This is a genomic window from Paraburkholderia sp. EB58 (genome assembly GCF_050436665.1).
Taxonomy (GTDB): domain Bacteria; phylum Pseudomonadota; class Gammaproteobacteria; order Burkholderiales; family Burkholderiaceae; genus Paraburkholderia.
The window spans coordinates 109,525-128,459 of the sequence record NZ_JBNDMQ010000012.1; the positions used below are offsets into that span (position 1 = coordinate 109,525).

Here is an 18,935-nt window from a genome sequence, read left to right on the forward strand (position 1 = left end):
CACTAAAGGGAGGCATCACATGTTGTTCAGCGTGCACATTGCCACTCTTTACGTGGCCTCGCGACCTTAACTAGTCGCCTACGCAGGTCAGCCATTTTGGCAAGCCTGCGCATTTTCCAGACGGTCCAAAGTCAGTACGCCAGTTCATTCTGGCCCGCTGCGGCTGTCTATTCCTATTGCTCCTGACTGGAATCCCGGGGTCTCTGCGTCCCCAGGCCGTGACCAATGACTACTAAAAAACTCGACTTTCGCGGACAAGCCTTTAAGGACGTCCTGGGCTTCACCTTTCGCCACTGGCGCGAACAACCCTGGCGTATCTTCGCCGTCACCTCGCTGGTGCTGCTCTCGGCATTGGCCGACGTGCTCACGCCGATGTTTGCAGGGCACCTCGTCGACGCGATTGCCTCAGGCTCAGCCGGCAACCCAGCCGCGTGGCACGCCGCCGTCACGGCGTTCTGCATTCTGGCCGGACTCGGACTCGGCGCCACGCTACTACGTCAAGGCGTCTTCATGAACATCATCCCGCTGACGCTCGAGATGATGAGCAAGATCGCCGCCAATGCGTTTCAGCGGGTGCAGCGCTTTTCGACGGACTGGCATGCCAATAGCTTCGCCGGTTCGACCGTGCGCAAGATCACGCGCGGCATGTGGGCGCTCGACATCCTCAACGACACGCTGCTGATCGCGCTGTTTCCGTCGCTCGTGATGCTGGTGGGCTCCACCGTGCTGCTCGGCGTGCGCTGGCCGCTGATGGGTGCGGTCGTGGGCATCAGCTCGCTGATCTACATCTCGGTCACGGCGATGCTGTCGCTCGGCTTCGTCGCGCCCGCTGCGCGTCTCGCCAATGCCTGGGACACGAAGATGGGCGGCGCGCTGGCTGATGCCGTGAGCTGCAACACGGTCGTCAAGGCGTTTGGTGCCGAAGTGCGCGAAGAAGTGCTGCTCGCCCGCATCATCAGCAAGTGGCGTCATCGCACGAAACGCACGTGGGTGCGCGGTACGCTCAATGGCGGCGTGCAAGGCGGCATGCTGGTGTTGATCCAGGCCTCGATCCTTGGCGCGGCGCTGCTCCTGTGGGCGCGCGGCGAAGCGAGCGTAGGCGACATCACGTTCGCGTTGACGATGTTCTTCATGTTGCAGGGCTACCTGCGCGAAGTGGGCATGCACATCCGCAACCTGCAGCGCTCGGTCAACGACATGGAAGAACTGGTGGCGCTCGAAAAGCAGCAGCTCGGTATCGAGGACAAGCCCGGTGCTCGTCCGATCGCCATCGGTAAGGGCGAGATCCGCTTCGAGCATGTGACGTTCCACTATGGCTCGCTTGCTACGCCGCTCTACGACAACTTTTCCGTTCGTATTGCGCCGGGTGAGCGCGTCGGGTTGGTGGGGCATTCGGGCTCGGGCAAGACGACGTTCATCAAGCTGATCCAGCGGCTCTATGACGTCTCGGGCGGCCGCATCACGATCGATGGGCAAGACATCGCTCTAGTCAGTCAGGCGTCGTTGCGCAGCCAGATCGCGATCGTGCAGCAGGAGCCAGTGCTGTTTCACCGCACACTGGCCGAGAACATCGCCTATGCGCGTCCCGGCGCCACTCGCGCCGAGATCGAGCGTGCGGCGAAGCTCGCCAGCGCCCACGACTTTATCGTGACGCTGCCTAGCGGCTACGACACGCTGGTGGGTGAGCGCGGCGTCAAGCTCTCGGGCGGCGAGCGCCAGCGGGTCGCGATTGCGCGGGCGTTCCTCGCTGACGCCCCGATCCTGATTCTGGACGAAGCCACCTCGAGCCTCGACAGTGAAAGTGAAGTGCTGATCCAACAGGCCATGGAACGGCTGATGGTGGGTCGTACGACGCTCGTCGTCGCGCACCGGCTGTCTACCGTGCGCGCGCTCGACCGGTTGCTGGTGCTCGACAAGGGCAAGGTCATCGAAGAAGGCAGTCACGAAGCGCTGATCCAGCTCGAGAAAGGCTTGTACCGCCGGCTGTTCGAACGCCAGGCGCTCGAGTTGATCAAGGGCCTGTCCGAGCCGGACGTCAGGCGTGCGGCGCTTGGTGCTAACGCAAGCGTGAGCGCCAGCGCGAGGCAGATCGACGACTCGGAAATGCTGGTAGGAGAGTAACCGGCCGGAGGATGCGGGGGTCGCGTGGCGCCCGCATCTGAAGGCTCCTGAAACCGGCGGCTTCGCCGATTTGAGTTCCGCCACAATCCACAAGCATCAGGAATCACTCATGCCGGCGTATGCCCATACGCCGGCCTTTTTACCCCGCAGACCCTCCCCTCTTTGTTCTCGAAAAATTTTGGGCACCGACGCTTGACAATCTATCTACCAGTAGATAAAGTTCACTCCATGGAAACGACAACGACAGTCCGCGAACAGATTCTCGACCACGCAATCACGCTCATCATGCTGCGCGGTTACAACGGTTTTAGTTACCGGGATCTGTCCAGTCTGGTCGGCGTAAAGACCTCCAGCATCCACTACTACTTCCCGTCGAAAGACGATCTGGTAATGGAAGCGGTCAACGAGTACAGCAAGGAAGTACTCAACGCCCTCCACGCTGTGGACGCTTCGTTGCCGGCCGATGCAAAGCTCAGCAAGTACGCGAAGCTGTTCGGCAGGACTCTCGGTGACGGCAACCAGATCTGCCTGTGCGGCATGCTGGCTGCAGACATCGAGTCACTGCCCGACAACATCCGGCAAGCTGTGCAGGCGTTTTTCAAGGCAAACGAAAACTGGCTCGCGAAAGTTCTCGCGCAAGGCGCGCAGGAAGGGACGCTGGCGGTGAACGGCAAACCGGAAAATGCGGCACGCGCGCTCTTCGCGTCTTTTCAGGGCAGCGTGTTGGCGGCCCGGTTGTTTCACACCAAGGCCCGGCTTGAAGATGTCGAGGCTTCGGTGAGAATTGCGCGGTTACGGTAAGGCATTGAATACGAGGTGGTTAGTCCGCCTCTTTGTTTGGCCGTGTTATCTACCTTTGAGTAGATAGATAACACATAGATGTAAAAGAGAAGTCGCTGTTGTTTTCGCAGTTGAATCTATCTAGTAGTAGATAGCACAAATCTGGCAACCCAACCTACTTAAAGGAGCTTCACCATGTCCCTCGAAAAAGTTCTCTATCGCGCCCAAGCCCACGCCACTGGCGGCCGTGACGGTCGTGCCGTTGTGCCTGCAGGCAACCTCGACTTCAAGCTGACTACGCCCAAAGAACTCGGCGGCGCAGGCGGCGAAGGCGCGAATCCGGAACAACTGTTTGCTGCCGGCTACAGCGCGTGTTTCCTCGGCGCGATGAAGTTCGTCGCCGCACGCGACAAGATCGCCATTCCGGCGGACGTCTCGATTGACGGCAGCGTCGGTATCGGCGTGATTCCGAACGGCTTCGGCATCGAAGTCGAACTGAAGATTTCGCTGCCCGGCATGGCGCGCGAAGCGGCGCAGTCCCTCGTCGACAAGGCGCACATCGTCTGCCCGTACTCGAACGCAACCCGCGGCAACATCGACGTCACGCTGACGATCGCCTAAGTCCCAAACGTCAACCACACAGACCGAAGCCATCATGAAGACCATCAAGCCCCTGCTGCTCGCCACTGCTCTCGCCGCCAGCACGACCTTCGCCGCCGCCGCGACCCCGGCGGCACCCGCCACGCCCGATCAGGTGACGAGCCACTTCCTGCAGGCGCTCAACAGCGGCACGGGACCGGCAATCAACACCTTGCCCCCGGCGCAAGCACGGGCGGTGCTGGTAGGTGCGCAGAACAGCGTCAAGGTCGATCTGTCGGGCATCGATGTGTCGAACAAGACCATCGAGCAGGACGGCATCACGGTGCCGATCACCATCGTGCGGCCGCAAGGCATCACGGGTACGCCGCCGGTCTTCATGTTCTTCCATGGTGGCGGCTGGATCCTCGGCGACTTCCCGACTCACGAGCGCCTCGTTCGCGACCTCGTGGTGCAATCCGGCGCGGTGGCGGTGTTCGTCAACTACACGCCATCGCCCGAAGCGCGCTATCCGGTGGCGATCAACCAGGCGTACGCGGCCACCAAATGGGTCGCAGCGCATGGTAACGAGATCGGGGTGGATGGCAGCCGTCTCGCAGTGGTCGGTAATAGCGTGGGCGGCAACATGGCCGCGGTGGTCTCGCTGATGGCGAAGGACAAGCAAGGCCCCGCGATCCGCTTTCAAGGTCTGATGTGGCCCGTCACGGACAACAATTTCAATGACGGTTCGTACAACGCCTATCCGGAAGGCCACTTCCTGACCCGCCCGATGATGAAGTGGTTCTGGGACGCGTACACCAAGGACCCGAAACAGCGTAACGAGATTTACGCGTCGCCGTTGCGTGCTTCTCTGGATGAGTTGAAGGGCCTGCCGCCAGCGCTGATTCAGGTGGCGCAGTCCGATGTGCTGCGCGACGAAGGCGAAGCGTACGGCCACAAGCTCGACGAAGCGGGCGATGAAGCGACCACGGTGCGCTACAACGGCACGATCCACGACTTCGGTTTGCTCAACGCGCTCGCCGAAGACGCACCGACAAAGGCCGCGATCAAACAGCTCGCCAACGAGTTGCAGTCGCGCCTGAAGTAAGACCCTTGCAAGAACCTGTTAGTCCGACAGCGGCGCAGTCGCCGAGCAGCACTGCGCCGCCGTCTCCGCGCAACGGAGAACTGCCGGACTCACAAGACATTTAATCTACATTGGAGTGAACCTCATGAACCGCAATCTCATCGCAACCCTTCTGGTCGCCGTTACCGCAGCAGTGGCCGCCCCCGCATTTGCCAGCAGCGGCTACGGCCCGGCACCGTCGTATAACCCGATCGCCGGCGCCCCGGCATCGCAACGTGGCCCGAGCGTGCAGACGGTCGCAGTTGAGCAGGCCGCGTACGGCGCGAATGGCAACGCATACGGCGGCGTCGCGAGTGTAGTTTCGGAGTCGGGCAATCGCGCTCAGAGCGTGAGCGGGCAAGCGTACTACGCCCGTCACTAAGCGGCACCCTTGACCGGAAACAGATGCTCGAACATCAGGCCTGGCGCAGCGATGTATCGAGCGCCCGTGCAGCGACACGGTCGCCCTCCGTAACAAGCGCCGCGCGAAATACGGTCTGATGGTTATGTCCCGCAGCCGCGGGGGAGTCCCAATGCAACTCCACCTTGGGCCGCCGGTGCAGCCAGCCGGCGTGCGCCGCAGCCCCCGGCACCGCCGCAGCCGAAGCCGAACCGATACTCGCCGCAGTCACCACCTCCGCCGTGTCGAGCACTGCCGCAGGTGCTGCAACCAGCGCCGCATTCGCATCGCCCTGTCCATCCGGCCAGTGCACCGACAGTTCGCGGGCATCGTACTGACCGAGCTTGCGGCTTTCCACCCAGACGACCACGGTGCGCGTCGCCACGTCGACGGAAATCGCGTAACGGCCTATCGCGAAGCGGCGCGCCGCCACGTTGGTGCGCCACAGCGCACGCGGACGGCAGATCCACAGCACCGCCGCGTACAGGGCCGGCGCCGCCACCAACCACCCGTTGGTGGCGGCCACCGCATGAATCGCGCGCCGGCCGCCTGCGCTCCAGACAAAGGCGCCCACCGAAAAAACCGCGAACAGGAATCCAAGGAAAGCGAACAGCCGCAACGCCTGCCGCAGCCATTGCGGCAGCGGATGAAACGGACGCTCGGCCTGGGCGCGCGCGCCCGGCAAAAAAATCAGCAGGAACAGAAAGACCAGGTTGATGCAGGCCCATGGCGACGAGGCCATCGCGGAGAGCGATGAGACGATGTCCATTCCCGACATCGAAAACAGCCACCGAGCCAGAATCACGAGACCGATGGCGCGCAACGCGAAAATCGTTCCGGCGCCGGGCGCCGCGTTCGCACGCGTCTCTTTCGTTCTCGCCAAGGCATCCTCCGGTCGTTGACGACGCCGCGCCAAATTTGCGGCACGGCCATTATAGGGATATTACCGAGACGCCTCACGGTTGCTGCCCCCAAAACGCCACTTTCAGACGATTCCGCGATAAATGCGCGGCGCGCATGCAACAACGCCCCGCGTGCTTGACACACGCGGGGCGTTGTTGGCGCTTGCGGGCCGCCAGAAGGCAGCACCGAAGCGGTGTGACTTAGGGAAGTCTTAGCCTGCGTTGACTTCGCGCAGCACGGTGCGGCGCTTCTGGCGCAGCAACTCTTCGTACGAGGCGACGTAGTTCTGCGCCATGACCTTCGACGAGAAACGCGATTCAAACGCCTTGCGCACCGTTTCGCGCGGCAGCGTGTTGAGACGCTTGACGGCAGCGACCGCGCTGATTTCATCTTCGACGACGAAGCCCGACACGCCGTTTTCGATCACTTCCGGCACCGAACCGCGCTTGAACGCGATCACCGGCGTACCGCAAGCCATGGCTTCGATCATCACCAGACCAAAGGGCTCCGGCCAGTCGATCGGGAACAGCAGCGCGTGGGCGTTGCCGAGGAATTCGGTCTTTTCTGCTTCGCTGATTTCGCCGATGTACTCGACGTGCGGCAGCGACATCAGCGGCTTGATGACTTCTTCGTAGTACGCGCGGTCAGCCTTGTCGAGCTTGGCGGCAACCTTGATCGGCATGCCGGCTTGTTCGGCGATGCGGATAGCCGTGTCGAGGCGCTTTTCCGGGGAAATACGGCCGAGGAAGGCGAGATAGCTCGGCTTGACGTTGGGGATCGGCTTGAGCAGGTTTTCCGGCAGGCCGTGATAAACGGTCGACAACCAGTTAGCTTGCTGCAGCGGCATGCGCTGGTTGTCCGAGATGGACACCACGGGCACGTCGCTGAACGTGTTGAAGATCGGTTGCAGTTCGGGCAGGTCGAGACGGCCGTGCAGCGTGGTCAGGAACGGCACCGGCTGGCGCGCGAACAGCGAGAACGGGTAGTAGTCGATGTGGAAATGCAGCACATCGAATTCATCAGCGCGACGGCGCACTTCTTCCAGCAGCAGCATGTGCGGAGCCATCACGTCGCGGATGGTCGGGTCGAGGCGCAGGGCCTGCGGCCAGAAAGCTTCGAGTTTCGCCGAGGTCTGCGAATCGCCGCTCGCGAAGAGCGTCACATCATGTCCTTGTTCGACCAGTGCTTCGGTCAGGTAGGACACCACCCGTTCCGTTCCGCCATACAGCTTGGGAGGAACCGCCTCGTGCAACGGAGCGATTTGTGCGATTCGCATAGAGAGAACTCCTCGTAAAAAATCAGGCAAAAGTACTGCGGTTTGTTAAAAGCGACTCGCTTTGCTCGCCTGGCCAGTCGTGCCGGAGGTACCGGCGCGGGCCTCTTTCTTCGAGAAATCCTGCGATGGATCGCTTGGTAAGGATGCCCAGACTGATCATCGTCACCAGGCTGTACATGTGCCATAAACGCACATGCGTCAGACTCGTTGACAAACTGTCAGAGAATTTCGTGGGACTACCGAGCGTGCATTATGGGTGCCGGAAGTCCCTCAGGGCGTGAAACATTTCAAACACTTTACGTTGTTACAAAGCGGAAACACTTTGCAAACCCTTGTTTTATAAGACAGTTCTACAGTAGGGACTGGCTGTGGCGCGCGGCCAGCAGGCAGTTTTTTTGCAGATTTTCCCGTCAATGCTTCTAGCGTGCCGCTCTTCCACGCGCAGTCATAAGTCGCAGCGCGTTGAATGGCGTTTGTAATTATATCCCGAAATTATTCCGCAATCTGCATGAACGACTTCCGCGTGGCGGGGTCGAGCAAACAAGGTGTTGCGGATGCCCATCGCGAAATCAGTCGCGTCCCGTCGCCGTTCAAACACGGCGGAATGCCTTTTGCGTGTTTACAATGCGAAGCATCTGCCTATTGTGGCGATGCGTCCCGTGGCCCATGCCGTTGCATGACATAACCTGAAACACACCGACCACACGATCAATTGGAACATCTCACCATCGCCCAGCGTAACGCCCACAACGCAAAGCTTGCGAGCTATGCGCACAGGCCGCTTGCGTTTCTTTTTCGCTATATCCGCCGCCACCCGCTCGCGCATGCGATCGTCCTGTGCAGCGTGTTCGCGGCTGTGGGTTGTGCGCTCGCCTCTCAATATGCCATCAAGCATCTGATCGACGTCCTCGGCGGCGGCCGGCACCATCCCGGCCCGCTGTGGAGCGCGTTCGCCATCCTTGTCGGCCTGATTGCCGCCGACAACCTGCTGTGGCGGGTCGGCGGTTGGGTCGCCGCACACACCTTCGTTGTCGTCACCGGCGACCTGCGCCGCGATCTGTTCCAGTATCTGAGCGGCCACTCGCCCACGTACTACTCGGAAAAGCAGCCAGGCATGCTCGCGAGCCGCATCACGGCCACGTCGAACGCCGTCTACACGGCGGAGAACACCACCGCGTGGAATGTGCTGCCGCCGTGTATTGCCGTGCTCGGCGCCATCGTCATGATCACCGCCGTCAATCCGTTGATGGCGGCGGGTCTGATGTTCTGTTCCGCGATCCTGTCAGTGGTGCTCTACAAGCTGGCCGGCCGCGGTTCGGCGCGTCATCATCACTTCGCCACCAAGGCGGCTTCGGTGGATGGCGAACTGGTCGACGTGATCAGCAACATGGGCCTCGTGCGCGCGTTCGGTATGACGATTCGCGAGCAGGCTCGCTTCGGCGCCACCGTCAAGGCCGAAATGGATGCGCGCCAGCAAAGCCTGCTCTATCTGGAGAAGCTGCGTCTGCTGCACGCGGTCATCACGGCCATGCTGTCGGCGGGCCTGCTCGGCTGGGCGCTGTGGCTGTGGGATCACGGCCGCGCCACCTCGGGCGACATCGTGCTGGTCAGTTCGCTCGGCTTCACGATTCTGCACGGCACGCGCGACCTCGCCGTCGCGCTCGTCGACGTCACGCAGCACGTCGCGCGGCTCGCCGAAGCGGTGCGCACGCTGCTCGAGCCGCACGGCATGCCGGACCGCTCGGACGCTGTCGAACTGGTGCCGCAAGGCGGACGTATCGACTTCGAGAGCGTCACGTTTGCATATCCGCGCCGCCGGCCGATTCTCGATCACTTCGATCTGCATATCGAACCGGGCCAGCGCGTCGGCCTGATCGGCAAGTCCGGCGCGGGCAAGTCCACCGTGCTCTCGCTGCTGCAGCGTTTCTACGAGACGCAAGGCGGCCAGATCAAGATCGACGGGCAGAACATCGCCTCGATCACACAGGACAGCTTGCGCCACTCCATTGCCGTCGTGCCGCAGGATATCGCCCTGTTCCACCGCACCGTCTACGAGAACATTGCCTACGGGCGCCCTGAGGCGAGCCGCGAAGAAGTGCTCGCAGCGGCTCGGGAAGCGCGTTGCTCGGACTTTATCGAAGCGATGCCGGAAGGCTACGACACGATCGTCGGCGACCGCGGCGTCAAGCTCTCGGGCGGTCAGCGGCAGCGCATCGCCATTGCGCGCGCCATCCTGAAGAATGCGCCGATCCTGCTGCTCGACGAAGCCACCTCGGCACTGGACAGCGCCTCCGAAGAGGCGATCCAGAAAGCGCTTGACCGGCTGATGGTGGGCCGCACAGTGGTCGCCATCGCCCACCGGCTGTCGACGTTGAACAGCTTCGACCGGATTATCGTGATGAGCACGGGCAAGGTCGTCGACGACGGCACCCCCGAAGAGCTGCGTAACCGGCCCGGGCTGTATCGCGACCTGTTGTCGAAGCAGTACGGCAAAGGCGCGACGCTGCACGCCGGTGGCAAGAAGGTCGACGAACAGCACGTGGTGTGAAGCCTGGCGGCGGCAACAACGCCGCTGTGACGGTCGGCCCGAATGTAAAAAGCCGCTTCGAACTCAATCGAAGCGGCTTTTTTTATGCTCGCCCTGCCCTCACCCAGTCAGGGGCTCGCGAACCACGGGCGCCACCTCGCCTTCATCCTTCGCGGCACCTGCCGCCTGCAGATCGCGCATGAAGTTATCGCGCCACACCGACACGTTGTTCTCGCGCAACTGCACCATCATGTCGCGGTAACGCGCCTGACGCTCAACGAGCGGCATCGACAACCCCGTCGCCAGCGCCTCGGCCATCCCGTCGATATCCACCGGATTGACGATCAGCGCGCCGTCCAGTTCCTGCGCCGCGCCCGCGAAGCGGGACAACACCAGCACGCCCGGATCTTCCGGGTCCTGCGCGGAGACATATTCCTTGGCCACGAGGTTCATGCCGTCGCGCAAAGGCGTCACATAACCTACGTGGGCCGTACGAAACAGCGCGGCCAACACCGGCCGTTCATACTGGCGATGAATGTAGAGAATCGGCGCCCAGTCCAGCTCGGCGAAACGGCCGTTGATACGGCCCGACTCGCCTTCCAGTTGCAAACGGATGTCCTGGTAAGCATGCAGATCGGCCCGCGTGGGCGGCGCGATCTGCAGGAATGACACCTTGTTGCGCTGTGCGGGCGAATGTTCGAGAAGCCGCTCAAACGCACGGAAGCGCTCCACCAGCCCCTTCGAATAATCGAGCCGGTCGACGCTCATGATCAGCTTGCGTGAATGCAGCGTGGCCTTCATCGTGCGCACCGGCTTGCCGCGCTCGCCCGCCTTCGCGAGCTCCGCGATCTCGTCCGGATACACGCCAATCGGATAATCCGACGCCTTCAAGGTCCGGCCGAACGCCTGCACGACACGCGGTCCCTCAGCGGGAATTTCGACGGTGCCATTCGCCTCGTTGACGATGTAGTCGCAAAACGCCCGCAGGTCGAGACTCGTCTGGAATCCAAGCAGATCGAATGAGCAGAGCGCTTCGACCAGTTCGCGATGTGGCGGCACCGCCAGCAGCACCTGCGACGCCGGAAACGGGATATGCAGGAAGAAGCCGATCCGGTTTTTGACGCCCGCCGCGCGCAAGGCCTGCGCAAACGGAATCAGGTGATAGTCGTGCACCCAGATCACGTCGTCGGCGCGCAAGAGCGGCACGAGTTGCTGGGCAAGCCAGGTGTTGACACGGCAATAGCCGCCGAAGTCGTGCCGGTCGTACTGCAGCAAGTCCGCGCGGTAGTGGAACGCCGGCCATAAGGTCGCATTAGAAAAGCCGCGGTAGTACTGATCGTAGTCGCGCCGCATCAGGGGGATGGTCGCGAAGGTCACAGGACCGCGTTCTTCGACCTTGATCTGCGGCTGCCCCGACGCGAGCACCTCGCCGCTCCAGCCGAACCACATGCCGCCCGTTTCCTTCAACGCATCGTAGACGCCCACCGCGAGGCCGCCCGCTGCCGGGCCACCTTCCGAGATCGGCGCGACCCGGTTCGATACGATAATCAGTCGACTCATGAAGCGCGATTTCCGTGCAGAAGGACGTTCGGAATGAAGCAAGGGCTGAAGCGAAACTGGGCGCGCATCATGCGCCGCGCGCCGCTGTGACGATGGCGTCGAGCCAGTCGAGCAACGCACCGACCGACTCGAGCCGCGAGCGCGCAATCGTGTCGCCGGGGCCTACCTTGATCGACACGCCGCCACGCTCGTTGACGACCGCAAAACCCTTCTCGTCGGTCAGATCGTCGCCGGCAAAGACCGGCCGGCGGCCGGTGAACGGCGGCTCTTCGAGAAAGGCCCGCACGGCGCGGCCCTTGTCGACGTCTTTCGGTTTGATCTCGTAGACCATCTTGCCGGGCTGCAGCACATAGGCGCCTGGATAGTCGGCCACGAGCCGCTCGGTGACCTTGCGTGCCACCGGCTCGCGGTCCGGCGCGTTGCGATAATGCAGCGCCAGCGCCGCGCCCTTGATTTCGAGCAGCATGCCCGGATTGTGATTGACGACATCGGCCAGCACCTGCTCCATGCGCAGGAGCCGCTCATCATGAAAGCCGATGCGCTGGGTATCGCCGTTCGAGTCGCGCCGCTCGGCGCCATGCAGGCCGGCAATGGGCAGATCGGGCATGCCGAGGAACGAGTCGATACTCTCGATGCCGCGGCCCGATACAACCGCGACGGCGCCGTTCGTCAGGCGGCGCAGCTCTGTGAGCAGGGTGATGACCTGGGGCTGCACCAACACACCATCGGGCGTGGGGGCCAGTTCGACCAGCGTGCCATCGAAATCGAAGAAAAATGCCGTCTCACCGGGAGACAGAACAGCCGGAAGTGCTTGCATCGGTTTATCTTGCCTTTCAGCCGCTCGCAGCCGCAAAAGTGTGCGCATCTTACCGCGCATCCCGCTATTTTTCGGGAAAGTAAGGCTTAGCGCAACGCCAGCATCGGAATCCACCTGCCGGGCGCGCGAATTCCGTGCAAAATCCGCAGGTTCCGCCCTCGGCCGGTTTCATCAGGAGGCGTCAAATTGCCCCGCGATGCCGGTCCTCCGAGGTGGTGTATGACGCGCCCCAATAATTTACGATACAGTCCCAGCCACGCTGACAGGTCCGCACGAGAACCGCAGCGCCGCGATCTGCCAGCCGCTCAGCGTCGCGACGCGCCTTTGCGAGGCGCCCCCGCGGGGCGTCCCCTTTAATCGAGTCATGGATGCCTGCTTTGTTCCCCAGAATTTCGCGCCAACGGGTGCAATTGGATGAACCTGAACCGCCGCGGCAAGCGCCACGCGAGGCTCGCACCGCACGGCGACTGCAACGGGCCGCGTTGCCGGGGGTGTTGGCACTCTCGATGGCGCTTGGCCTGCTCGCCGGCTGCACGCACAAGGAAGCGCCCTGGCACCTGACGAACGTGACCGGCCACCTGCCGGATCTCGACTTCTCGCTCACCGGCGATGACGGCAAACCGATCACCGGCGAGACCTTCAAGGGCGACACCGCTCTCGTCTACTTTGGCTATACGCACTGCCCGGACGTCTGCCCCGAGACGATGGCGCGCCTGATGCAGGTGCTCGCCAAACTCGGCCCGGACGCGCAAAAGGTGCGCATCCTGTTCATTACCGTCGACCCGGCACGCGACACGCCCCAGGCGCTGCATGACTACGTCGGCGCTTTCGATGCCGAGCACGCCATAGGCCTGACCGGTAGCGACCGGCAGATCGAGACGCTCGCGCGGAAGTATCGCGTCGCCTACCAGATGGAAAAGCGCGACCCGAACGGCAACTACGAAGTCACGCACAGCTCCGCCGTGTACGTCTTCGATGCGCAAGGCCACGCGCGCCTGCTCGCCACCGACCGCGATTCACCCGATGTGGTCGCCGCCGATCTGCGTCGTATCATTGAAGACCATTCCTGATGATGGACGGCTGTCCGCTGCCCCATCTGCACCCTGGCTACCTCTTATCCGCTCCCTTCCTGAGTCTCCGTACATGAACCTCAAGACCAAATCGTTCGCAGCGCTGGGCTGCGCTCTCGCCCTCTCGTTCAGCTTCGCCGCCACCGCGCAAGCGGCCGGCCCGCAGGCCATCACCACCCAGCACGCATGGGTCCGCTGGTTGCCGAATAACCTGCCCGCGGCCGGCTACGTGACGCTCGTCAATTCGAGCGACAAACCGATCGATCTCACCGACATTTCGAGTGACGACTACCAAGGCACGATGCTGCATCAAACGGTAGCGAACGGCTCGACGCAGCAGATGGTGATGGTCGACAAGCTGACCGTGCCCGCGCACGGCCAGGTGGCGATCGCACCGGGCGGCTATCACATCATGCTGGAGCACGCGCAACACAAGGTGGCGCCAGGCGACACCGTGCATCTGAAGCTGCAGTTCTCGGATGGCGAGACGCTCGACACGGCGTTTGCCGTCAAATCGCCGGCCCAGGCGAACTGATGCGTAAGGCGCTGAATTGAGCGCAAAGCACGCGCGGCGAAGTTCACCGCGCCAAGACTCTCAGGCAGCGCGCATCCAGACGTGCGGGATGCCGTCTTCTTCGTGGATCTCAGAGATCGGCACGAAACCGAATGCGCCATAGAAGCCTTGCAGATGCGCCTGAGCATGCAGACGTACGGGTACGTTGGGCCATTGCTCGGCAATGTGTCCCACGGCGCGCGCGAGCATCTGGTTGCCAAGCCCCATGCCGCGAAAATCCGCGGTAGTCAGGACGCGGCCGATGCGGATATCCGCGTCGCTCTCGTCCGGCAGCAACACGCGCAGATAACCCGCCAGCTTTGGCTTGGATTCACCCGGACCGAACGCGAACAGATGCCATGCTTCGGTATCGAGACCGTCGATATCGCCATACAGGCAATTCTGCTCGATCACAAATACCTGGCTGCGCGCGGCCAGCATGGCGTAGACCTCTGTGGTCGTCAGGTCATCGAAGAATTTCCAGCGCCATTCGATGTTCGGTTGCGGCGTGGCTGTGGAATGTTGCGGCTCGTTCATGGGGAAACACGTCAAAAGGGGTGCGCCCGGGCGGGCGGCGATTCCAGAATTATGCCGCGAATGCCGCTCGGGAGCACCACGAGCCGGACCTGCGCCGCGCTTGCGGCGCATCAGTACGAGTACGTCACGCGCGCTGTCTTGCCTGAGCCTTCGACGTCCGCTTGTTCATGTACATGGCGGCGTCGGCCGCGGCGAGCAGATCGGCAATCGACGCATGGTGCTGCGGGTCGTATTCGATCTGCCCGACGCTAAAGCGGATTTCGTAACCGCGTTGCGCAGCGGCGTTGCGTGCAGCGAGGTGCTCCTGGAGACGCTGAGTGACGGTAGCCGTCTTGGCGATATCGGAGTCGGTTAGTAGCGCGACGAATTCGTCGCCGCCCAGACGGCCGATCACATCGCTCTCCCGCAATGCCTCGCGCAGTATCTCGGCAAAGCTCACCAGAGCGCGATCGCCCTCGGCATGGCCGTAGGTGTCGTTGATCGCCTTGAAATCGTTCAGGTCGAAAAACAGCAGCGAGGCGGGCCTGCTCATTCGCTTGCAGACATTGAGTGCATGCTGCGAGAGCGCTTCAAAACCGCGCCGATTCGACAGGTGCGTCAGTGCATCGAGCGTAGCCAGTTGGACCGCGGCCAGTTCTTCTCCCGCCATGCGTCCCAGATCGTGCAAGAGCGCGCGGTCTTCCTCGTCGAGTCCGCGCGGCTTGACGTCGATCAGGCACAGCGTGCCCAGCTTGCTGCCGTTCGGGACGGTCAGTGGACAACCGGCATAGAACCGAATGCCGGGCTCCCCAGTCACGAGCGGATTGTCATGGAAGCGCTCGTCCATCAGCGTATCGGGCACCATCAGGATATCGTCGTCGAGGATCGCGTGCGCGCAGAACGAGACGTCGCGCGACGTTTCATTGACAGGCAACCCCATGCACGACTTGAACCACTGGCGGTTCTCGTCGACGAGGCTGACGAGTGCAATCGGCACTCCGAAGATGCGCTTAGCAAGCCGCGTCAGGCGATCGAAACGCTCTTCAGCGGGGGTATCGAGGATACTCAGCGTCCGCAACGTGTTTAAACGGGTGCTCTCGTTCGCTGGAATGGGCGGTACAAGCATGTCGGATTCCGTTGAAGGTTGGCCTTGGTTGCAGGGGGATAGTGTATAGCGGCAAACGGCGCGGGAGATTGAGTACGCTTTGGATAAGGATCTATTGCCTACTCATGATATGGACCCGTAAGGAAGTGTGTGGTTCATGCAGACGCCGCGTAGAAACGATGAAGCCCCGACGAAGTGGGGCTTCCAATGACTTGAAGCAATCTTTACCTGAGGGCTGGCTCCCACACTCTGAGCCTTATGCGGCGTTCGCGCTCAAACCATGCAGGACCGAGCGCTCGTACCAAGGTTAAAAATTGACGGCCGACTTGATCGATTGCAGCGCCGCGCTGTTCAGGAAGATGTAGAAATTCGTTGGCGTTGCGCCCCCAGACGGCGCGATCTGGAGCGGCGTGCCGTCCTTGATCAGATAACCGGCGTAAATGCCGCCGTTACTCTGGTAGAAAACGCGGTACTCCGGGGTCGCCGTCGATAGCGCAGTGTTTGCGACCCACGCGCGAACCCCAGCCAGCGTCGTGATCTGACCGTCCGCAAGCTGGTAGGTGGTGCCATCCAACGCGCTCGCGTAGGGGAAGAAATTCTCAAGCGTCGACACCGTGGTCGAACACGGCGTGATGTTGGTGCCCGTCGTCTCCGGCGCGACGCAGTCGCCGACCCCAACCGTATTGCCGACCACCTGCCTGACCACCTTCATATAAGCCGAACCCGCCTGCCAGCTTGCCTGCTGGTTGTAGAGCGATTGACCGTTGATGGTACTGGTCAGAAGGCCAAAATTGTTGTCTGTAACGAGTTCACTGGGCGCACTCGAAAGCAATCCCGACAAGGGCACGGTCGTATAGCCGGTGCCAAGCAGGGACTCGTCGACGGTCTGCCCGTCAGTAGCGAGATAGCTCTCCAGCACGTTCGACCCCGAATAGCTGACCTTCGGCTGATCGGGGGCGGGTCTGACGTAAATGGTGCCATTGATCAGGAAGCGGCCCGGAGTAAGCGAGGGTACCGAGAGCGTCGAAGCCACCGAGGTCATGGTAACCGTGACGGTTTGCGAGCCGTTCGCCGGGCTCGCCGGGACGCTTGAGTTGTCGCTATAAAAGAAACTGCTGGGACTGATGGAGACTGCGCCAGTTGATGACGTCGTAACGATCAGCTCACCTGACAGATAGTGCAAACCACCGTTAGCCGCCAACGCGAATCTTTCATAAGTCTGCTGGGCGGCACTCAGATTGGAGCCGCCCGAACCGTTGAATAGCGAGTTGGGCGACGAACTCGAACCGCCGCCCCGCAGCCGGATGCCACGATGGCCGACAAAGCGACAACGATTGCATGCCTCTTCCCTGAAAAGCCGCCGTTATATTTCATTTGTCTTTATTTTTACTTTCGATTTTAGTTGTTCGACCGACAGACCCGTTGTGGTTTATCAGTCGCCCCCGATTTCTATCCGATGACTTTGCCTCTGTCCCGCGCCGGCGCAGCGATCCTGCCGGCCATATCGCCTGAGCCAGATCAGAAACTTACCCGACAATTGCTGAACTGGAAATATGCCAATTTGAGCCGTCATTCGATACTGGTGGAAATATTGACCCGTAGGAGAAACTCTAATTACTGAGGGTCTATGACTTACCAGCCAGAGCATTGGGTCGTGGCATTGGGTCGTGGCATTGGGTCGTGGCATCGGTTCGTCAACGCCGCTCAATCAATCACAGCGATGTGCTCCACGGGATGCTGCAGGCGTTCGACCAGGTTGTCGGGGCCGCACAAATGCAGCGCGCCCACCACCACGAGTGTGCGCGCCGGATTATCCAGCGCTTCCCGCACGCGCGGCGTCCACGCGCGATTGCGTGCGTCGAGAATTGCACTGCGAATACCGGGCAAGTTGAACATCGGCGACTCGGCCGCCACGTCATAGATGGCCTGAAGGTCGCGCCGCAGCCACGCGGCCTGCATGCGTTCTAGCGTGCGCTGAGGCTCGGTCAGATCGGCGAGCAGCAGTTCGAGTCCGGTGCAGATGGCCGGCAATGGGATCGACTCGAGCGATGTCACCACCTCTTCGGCAGTCTCCAGAAAGCGATACGGCTTCGCTTGCGCCGCGGCCTCTCTTAGCATCCGCGGCTCGACGCCTTCCACCACTCGCTGGCAAAGCGTCGGAGCCACCATCATGGCGGCCCATGGCCGCAACTCGCTGAGCGGGGCCAACACGCCCGCGGTAGGCCACGACGCGTCCAATCGACGCCATACTTCAGGCGGCAGCATATGCTCGAGCGATGGCCCGCCTCCCCGCTTCAGAAACGGCAAGATGGATTGCGCATCGGATTCGAAGACGAGCGTTTCCGCCCAGTCGAACGCCTGCGAGACCCAGGCAGGCACTCGCGGACTGGCGGCTGGGAACAGATGCATTGAACCAAGCAGCCGGACCTGGGTGCCGGTGAGCTGTAAGTACATGGATAGAGGGCCAGTGGTCCGAAGAGAAATGACGGTCAGTATTTCATAGGCAGCGGGCGAGGCTCGACCTTACGCCTGATCGCTCCGCGTGATGGCTATGCCTCGCTGCCAGAGATTCCCAGCCGTGCGGGTTTGCTTCGCGGTGCGCCCTTCCATGCCGCTCGCACAGTGAGGGCAACGAAGAGCAGGAACGCGATTTGCGAAAGATACAGATCCATCCTCGCCGGGTTATGCAACGCGAACCAGGTGTTGTGAAGTACATCGGTCACGATGATGGACACGCACGCGATTAGCCCCAGCCGGGGTTTCATCAGCAATAGCACCGCGGCCAAAGGGTCGAGAAAAAGCAGCGCAGTCCAGTAGACACGTGTCACCAAAGCCGCGCCGCCGTAGTCCCACCAGAGGCCGTGCGCCAAGGCCACCTGCAGGTGCGTCCATGTACCGCCTGCCAGGCACAACGCATAAACGACACGCAAACACAGGGAGTGTTTTCCGGCCACGGTGGTCGGCATGCGGGTACCTCGACGAGTGAAGTTTGTGAACTATAGCGCTGTAGTTGGCTGATGTTGAGCCGTGGGCAAGCGAGATTTCGCTTCGGAAGAAACCGCCGCCGAAAAAAGAAAAGCCCCGACAAGTCGGGGCTTTTCTTTAACTGCTGGAGGCGCGAACCGGAGTCGAACCGGTCTAAACGGCTTTGCAGGCCGCTGCATAACCGCTTTGCTATCGCGCCGTAAGCGGACTGCTGAACCGTCGCAACTAGTTGCGTGTACAACGGGTTCGCAGATTTGTTCGATGGCCGGTCGGTCCACCAAACAAAAAGGGAAGCTTTGCTTCCCCGAATGTCTGGAGCGGGAGACGAGTCTCGAACTCGCGACCTCAACCTTGGCAAGGTTGCGCTCTACCAACTGAGCTACTCCCGCATGGTCCTGCTAACAACGTTTTTACTACTGCCTGACTGTTGCCACACTCGCCACAAAACGCTGCTTCAAAAATCTGGAGCGGGAGACGAGTCTCGAACTCGCGACCTCAACCTTGGCAAGGTTGCGCTCTACCAACTGAGCTACTCCCGCGTTTTGCTGCTTATTTACCGCCTACTTGCTCTTTACTGCGCCCCGTTGTTCAGAACTGCATGCACCGGAGAAACGAGATTA

Annotated in this window: 17 protein-coding genes and 3 tRNA genes; 8 read left to right on the plus strand and 12 right to left on the minus strand. The window is 61.6% G+C overall.

Annotation, left to right across the window (positions count from 1 at the left end; genetic code table 11):
* The first annotated feature begins 225 nt into the window (after positions 1-225).
* The 5 genes from P3T40_RS19280 to P3T40_RS19300 all read left to right on the plus strand — a co-directional run bounded on the left by P3T40_RS19280 (position 226) and on the right by P3T40_RS19300 (position 4,985).
* Complete coding sequence (locus P3T40_RS19280) at positions 226-2,121, plus strand: ABC transporter ATP-binding protein (protein ID WP_429269325.1); 1,896 nt, start codon at positions 226-228, stop codon at positions 2,119-2,121.
* Positions 2,122-2,349: 228 nt separating this feature from the next.
* On the plus strand, positions 2,350-2,922 hold the full coding sequence (locus P3T40_RS19285) for a TetR/AcrR family transcriptional regulator (protein ID WP_429269326.1): 573 nt from the start codon (positions 2,350-2,352) through the stop codon (positions 2,920-2,922).
* A 174-nt stretch (positions 2,923-3,096) separates the two neighbouring features.
* Positions 3,097-3,522: an organic hydroperoxide resistance protein gene (locus P3T40_RS19290; protein WP_429269327.1), complete on the plus strand. Its 426-nt coding sequence runs from the start codon at positions 3,097-3,099 to the stop codon at positions 3,520-3,522.
* 34 nt (positions 3,523-3,556) lie between these two features.
* Positions 3,557-4,585: an alpha/beta hydrolase gene (locus P3T40_RS19295; RefSeq protein ID WP_429269328.1), complete on the plus strand. Its 1,029-nt coding sequence runs from the start codon at positions 3,557-3,559 to the stop codon at positions 4,583-4,585.
* Between the two features lie 124 nt (positions 4,586-4,709).
* A complete protein-coding gene (locus P3T40_RS19300) occupies positions 4,710-4,985 on the plus strand; it encodes a hypothetical protein (RefSeq protein WP_429269329.1) in 276 nt (91 codons plus the stop codon).
* A gap of 34 nt (positions 4,986-5,019) precedes the next feature.
* Here the strand turns inward: P3T40_RS19300 and P3T40_RS19305 are convergent, their stop codons facing one another.
* Together P3T40_RS19305 and P3T40_RS19310 are read right to left on the minus strand one after the other, a co-directional pair.
* Complete coding sequence (locus tag P3T40_RS19305) at positions 5,020-5,886, minus strand: hypothetical protein (RefSeq protein ID WP_429269330.1); 867 nt, start codon at positions 5,884-5,886, stop codon at positions 5,020-5,022.
* Positions 5,887-6,117: 231 nt separating this feature from the next.
* Positions 6,118-7,182, minus strand: a complete 1,065-nt coding sequence (locus P3T40_RS19310) for a glycosyltransferase family 4 protein (protein ID WP_429269331.1) — start codon at positions 7,180-7,182, stop codon at positions 6,118-6,120.
* Positions 7,183-7,894: 712 nt separating this feature from the next.
* Here P3T40_RS19310 and P3T40_RS19315 point away from each other — a divergent pair.
* Positions 7,895-9,730: an ABC transporter ATP-binding protein gene (locus P3T40_RS19315; protein WP_429269332.1), complete on the plus strand. Its 1,836-nt coding sequence runs from the start codon at positions 7,895-7,897 to the stop codon at positions 9,728-9,730.
* 99 nt (positions 9,731-9,829) lie between these two features.
* Here the strand turns inward: P3T40_RS19315 and otsA are convergent, their stop codons facing one another.
* Both otsA and otsB read right to left on the minus strand, forming a co-directional pair.
* A complete protein-coding gene (gene otsA / locus P3T40_RS19320) occupies positions 9,830-11,269 on the minus strand; it encodes an alpha,alpha-trehalose-phosphate synthase (UDP-forming) (protein ID WP_429269333.1) in 1,440 nt (479 codons plus the stop codon).
* A gap of 67 nt (positions 11,270-11,336) precedes the next feature.
* On the minus strand, positions 11,337-12,086 hold the full coding sequence (gene otsB, locus P3T40_RS19325) for a trehalose-phosphatase (RefSeq protein WP_429269334.1): 750 nt from the start codon (positions 12,084-12,086) through the stop codon (positions 11,337-11,339).
* A 506-nt stretch (positions 12,087-12,592) separates the two neighbouring features.
* Here otsB and P3T40_RS19330 point away from each other — a divergent pair.
* Together P3T40_RS19330 and P3T40_RS19335 are read left to right on the plus strand one after the other, a co-directional pair.
* Positions 12,593-13,156 (plus strand): SCO family protein, encoded by a 564-nt coding sequence (locus P3T40_RS19330; RefSeq protein WP_429269335.1) that lies wholly within the window; start codon positions 12,593-12,595, stop codon positions 13,154-13,156.
* 73 nt (positions 13,157-13,229) lie between these two features.
* Complete coding sequence (locus P3T40_RS19335; protein WP_429269336.1) at positions 13,230-13,691, plus strand: copper chaperone PCu(A)C; 462 nt, start codon at positions 13,230-13,232, stop codon at positions 13,689-13,691.
* Positions 13,692-13,751: 60 nt separating this feature from the next.
* On the opposite strand, the gene P3T40_RS19340 is transcribed toward P3T40_RS19335, so the two are convergent.
* The 8 genes from P3T40_RS19340 to P3T40_RS19375 form a co-directional block, all read right to left on the minus strand.
* Positions 13,752-14,246 (minus strand): GNAT family N-acetyltransferase, encoded by a 495-nt coding sequence (locus tag P3T40_RS19340; RefSeq protein WP_429269337.1) that lies wholly within the window; start codon positions 14,244-14,246, stop codon positions 13,752-13,754.
* Positions 14,247-14,370: 124 nt separating this feature from the next.
* The gene (locus P3T40_RS19345; RefSeq protein WP_429269338.1) at positions 14,371-15,351 is read right to left on the minus strand and encodes a diguanylate cyclase; all 981 of its coding nucleotides are present in this window, start codon (positions 15,349-15,351) and stop codon (positions 14,371-14,373) included.
* A gap of 286 nt (positions 15,352-15,637) precedes the next feature.
* On the minus strand, positions 15,638-16,531 hold the full coding sequence (locus P3T40_RS19350) for a hypothetical protein (RefSeq protein WP_429269339.1): 894 nt from the start codon (positions 16,529-16,531) through the stop codon (positions 15,638-15,640).
* Between the two features lie 503 nt (positions 16,532-17,034).
* On the minus strand, positions 17,035-17,784 hold the full coding sequence (locus P3T40_RS19355) for a TraB/GumN family protein (RefSeq protein WP_429269340.1): 750 nt from the start codon (positions 17,782-17,784) through the stop codon (positions 17,035-17,037).
* A 95-nt stretch (positions 17,785-17,879) separates the two neighbouring features.
* A complete protein-coding gene (locus tag P3T40_RS19360) occupies positions 17,880-18,296 on the minus strand; it encodes a hypothetical protein (RefSeq protein ID WP_429269341.1) in 417 nt (138 codons plus the stop codon).
* A gap of 144 nt (positions 18,297-18,440) precedes the next feature.
* Positions 18,441-18,514 (minus strand) — tRNA-Cys (locus P3T40_RS19365).
* A 114-nt stretch (positions 18,515-18,628) separates the two neighbouring features.
* Positions 18,629-18,704: transfer RNA gene (locus P3T40_RS19370), tRNA-Gly, on the minus strand.
* Between the two features lie 74 nt (positions 18,705-18,778).
* Positions 18,779-18,854: transfer RNA gene (locus tag P3T40_RS19375), tRNA-Gly, on the minus strand.
* Between the last annotated feature and the right edge of the window lie 81 nt (positions 18,855-18,935).